Genomic DNA, 3,853 nt, shown 5'->3' on the forward strand with positions numbered 1-3,853 from the left:
ATTCCATGACGCTGCCCAGATAGGTGCAGCGGGTGACCCGCGCGGCCAGGCCCGCCGATGTGGCCGGGCCGATCACCCAGGCCTCAGGCCGCACGGCGATCTTGACCGGGCCTGTTGGCAGTGCGGCGGGTGACGGCACACGCAGCGGGCCCAGCTGCGCATACCCGGTGACTGCATTGCTGCCCGGGCTGGGCGCGTGGTTCTGGGCCGCGAACAGCATGGCCTCGCCCATGAAGCCCGCCACAAACTCGGAGGTCGGTTGCTCGTACAGCGCGCTGGGCGCGCCGCTTTGGGCGATGGCGCCCCGGTCCATCACCACGATCTGGTCACTGACGGCCAGGGCCTCGGACTGGTCGTGGGTGACATAGGCCACGGTGAGCTTCAGGCGCTGCTGCAGGGCCCGGATTTCCTCGCGCATGGAACGGCGCAGGCGGGCGTCCAGGTTGGACAGGGGTTCGTCAAACAGCAGCACGGCGGGCTCTAGCGCCAGCGCGCGGGCCAGGGCCACACGCTGCTGCTGCCCGCCCGACAACTCGTGCGGCCTGCGCTGGTCCAGACCGTGCAGGCCCACGGTGTCGAGCATGGCACGCGCCTTGTCGCGCACCTGTTGTTTGCCCAGGCCCGACAAATGCAGGCCGTAGACCACGTTGTCGATGACGTTCATGTGCGGAAACAGCGCGTAGTTTTGGAACACCAGGCTCACGTTGCGCTGCGCCGGACCGAGAGGGGTCACGTCCTGCCCGTCGATGAAGATGCGTCCCGATGTGGGAGATTCGAGCCCGGCAATCAGGCGCAGCGTGGTCGTCTTGCCGCAGCCCGACGGCCCAAGGATGGTAGTGAGCGTGCCGCGCGGCACGCTGAAGCTGATGTGGTCCACCACCAGCGGGGCGCCGGGTGACGAGCCGTACCGCTTGCTGACATCCCGGAACTCGATGCCATGCGCGGCAGGTGTCTCGGAGGGGGCCGTCACGGGCATCTCACTCTTCCCATGCCACGACGGCATCCACGCCGATGACCTGCCCCGCGTCCATGCGGTTGAACAGCGTGACCTGCGCGCCCATCGCCTCGGCAATCTGCCGGCAGATGGACAACCCCAGCCCCACCCCGCCCTTCCCCGCCGAAAACGGCTGGAACAGTCGCTGCCGCACGGCGTCGTCGATGCCGGGGCCCTCGTCCCACACCAGCACCTCGCGCCGCCCGGTGCTGTCGCGCAGCAGCACACCCAGCCGCCCATGGGTGGGCGTGTGGTGGATGGCGTTGGCCAGCAGGTTGCGCATCAGTTCGCCCAGCAGCGCTGCGTCGCCGGGTGCCCACAGCGTGTCAGGGCCCTCCAGCGCAAAGTCGAGCCGTTTGGCCGCAATCAGCGGTGCCAGCTCCATCACGGCCTCGCGGGCAATCGCGTTCAGGTCCACGTTGGGCAACTCGCCCATGCGCTTGAGCTGCTCCACCTTGCTCAGGCTGAGCAACTGGTTGGCCAGGCCCGAGGCGCGGTCCACGGTGTGCAGCATCTGCTGCAGCGCATCGCCCACCAGCATGTCACCCGCCATGGCGGCCTGCAGCTGGGTGCGCAGCACGGCCATGGGGGTGCGCAACTGGTGGGTGGCATCGGCCAGAAAGCGCCGCTGCTCCTCGATCCAGCGGCTCTGGCTGTGTTGCAGCTCGGCAAAATGCTGCACGGCGGGCGCGAGTTCCGACGGGCCTTCGTAGATGCGCTCTGCAGTGCCCACAACGTCGCCGATGGGCGGCCGCATCAGCGACACATCTGCATGCCGCAACCAGCCCGATGCCGCCCGCGCCAGCAGCACCGCTACGGTGGTCATCGCCAGTGCCAGCAGGACCACCCACCACAGGCCCGAGCCACCGCCCAGCAGGCGGCGCGCACCCGGCAGGCGCTCGCCCAGCGGGCGTGCCGCCTGGCGCACCACGGGCGCAGCCACGGCTTGCCCCTCCTTCACCCCGGTGGGCTGGTACAGGGTCACGGCCACCCGCACCAGTTGATCCCCGACCTGCGCCAGGTAGAAGTGCACGGCACCGGGGTCACGCACCACCTCGGTGGGAGGCACGCGCGGCAGGTCGGCGCTGCCCGCCAGGCGTTCGCCGTCCAGATTGCTCTCGCGGTACCAGACACCGGGCACGGGTTGGGCAGGCAGGGATGCGGCAGGCTCTGCTGATAGATCTGCGGGCCAGTGCGCCAGCGCCTGGCGCAAGGCCTCATCTTGCGCGGCGGCGTCATGCTGCGCCTGATAGGCCCACTGCACCACGCAGATCACGGCCACCAGCCCCCACAGCGGCGCCAGCCAGCCCACCAGCAGCACCCGCTGCAATGAGCCGCCCCGCGGCCGCCAGGGCCGCCGCTGCCACCACCGCAGCGTCACCGGGACACCCCGCCTTTGTCAGATTTTTCGGCTTTGTCCGTCTTGTGGGCGGCCATGCTGTCGGCATCGCACAGCAGATAACCCACGCCGCGCAAGGTCACGATCTCGGCGTTGGTGCCCACCAGCTTCTTACGCAGCCGGTGCACCACCACTTCCACCGCGTCGGCTTGCACCTGCTCGTCCGTGTTGGCAAACACCTGGGTGCGCAACTCCTCCTTGCTCACCACCCGGTCCACGCGCGACATCAGCAGCCGCAGCAGTTCGGACTCCCGCTGCGACAGCTCCAGCGGCAATGCGTCGTTGTAGAACACGCCACTGCCCGGCTCGCGGTACAGCGCCCCGCAGCGCAACTGCCCGTCGCGCCCCACGCGGCGCGTCAGGGCTCGCAGCCGCGCCACCAGCTCATCCAGGTCAAAGGGCTTGGCCAGGTAGTCATCGGCCCCGGCCTCCAGTCCTGCCACCCGGTCCGTGACGGCAGCGCGGGCCGTCAACGCCAGTACCGGTGTGGTGCTGCCGCCATCGCGCAGGCGCCGCAACACCTCCAGCCCGTCCAGGCCCGGCAGCGACAGGTCGAGCGTGATCACGTCAAACGCGGTGCGCCGCGCAGCCGCCAGGGCCTCCTTGCCATCGGCGCAGCACAACACCTCGAACCCACGGGCCACCAGACTGCGGCTCAGGGCCCCGGCCAGATCAAAATCGTCTTCGACCAACAGCAGTTTCATCCCCCGATCATGCCGCCTGTGGCGGGCTGGGGCCACTGTGCTTCTACGGACAGGCGATGAAAGCGAAGCGAAAGGCGGTGCACACCCCTCCACGGCTGTGCCGCTGTACAGTAATGCGCAGTATTTTCGAAACCGCCTCCATGAGATACCTCCGGAACCAGACAGCGCTGCAAGGCCTTTATCGAAGGACCTTGCAGCTTGTGGCAACCGCACTGGCCCTGTGCACGGTGCTGCCGGCCCAGGCATCGCAGTCCCTGCGCTGCAATGGATCACTGGTGGGCAAAGGCGACTCTCCCGTGACGCTGCTGCAAAAATGTGGCGACCCCATCTACCGCCAGGGCGTGTGCGTTTCCATGCTGCAGCTGGGCTGGGTGGTGACGCCCTACCGCCAGGGCAGTCCCGCAGCGGTGCTGGCCAACCAGTGTGTGCCCATGGAAGAGTGGACGTACGACCGGGGGCCGGGCACCTTCCTGGGGGTGGTTCGCATCTACAACGGCACGATCGAATCCGTGCGAGACGGCGATCGCAGCAGGTAGCGGGGCCCGCTGGCCCGCCTGTCCAATGCGCTGGAAGGCCCTCAACCCTCAGGAAGCCGCGGCGATGACGATGCTGGATTCGTCAACAACCGCCGTGGCTTGCTGGCCCGCTCGAACCTTGGCTCCTTCAGCGGCAAAGCCCACCAGCTGGATGCCGCTGGGCAGCTGCAGCACCACCTCGGGGGCGGTGCCGCGAGCGATGCTACGCACCACCCCGGCC

4 protein-coding genes are annotated in these 3,853 nt (G+C 68.6%); 1 reads left to right on the forward strand and 3 read right to left on the reverse strand.

The features are described from left to right. The 3 genes from AC04MI_RS24000 to AC04MI_RS24010 all read right to left on the reverse strand — a co-directional run. On the reverse strand, window positions 1-976 hold a 976-nt coding region (locus AC04MI_RS24000; RefSeq protein ID WP_476498910.1), incomplete at its 3' end, for an ABC transporter ATP-binding protein. A 1-nt stretch (window position 977) separates the two neighbouring features. Continuing rightward, complete coding sequence (locus AC04MI_RS24005) at window positions 978-2,375, reverse strand: sensor histidine kinase (protein WP_436077279.1); 1,398 nt, start codon at window positions 2,373-2,375, stop codon at window positions 978-980. Continuing rightward, window positions 2,372-3,097: a response regulator transcription factor gene (locus AC04MI_RS24010; protein WP_436077278.1), complete on the reverse strand. Its 726-nt coding sequence runs from the start codon at window positions 3,095-3,097 to the stop codon at window positions 2,372-2,374. The genes AC04MI_RS24005 and AC04MI_RS24010 overlap by 4 nt, the downstream gene beginning before the upstream one ends. Window positions 3,098-3,297: 200 nt before the next feature. Here AC04MI_RS24010 and AC04MI_RS24015 point away from each other — a divergent pair, with 200 nt between their 5' ends. Then, the gene (locus AC04MI_RS24015) at window positions 3,298-3,633 is read left to right on the forward strand and encodes a DUF2845 domain-containing protein (RefSeq protein WP_436077277.1); all 336 of its coding nucleotides are present in this window, start codon (window positions 3,298-3,300) and stop codon (window positions 3,631-3,633) included. Window positions 3,634-3,853 lie beyond the last annotated feature (220 nt).

It is taken from the genome of Acidovorax sp. LjRoot204, assembly GCF_056175785.1.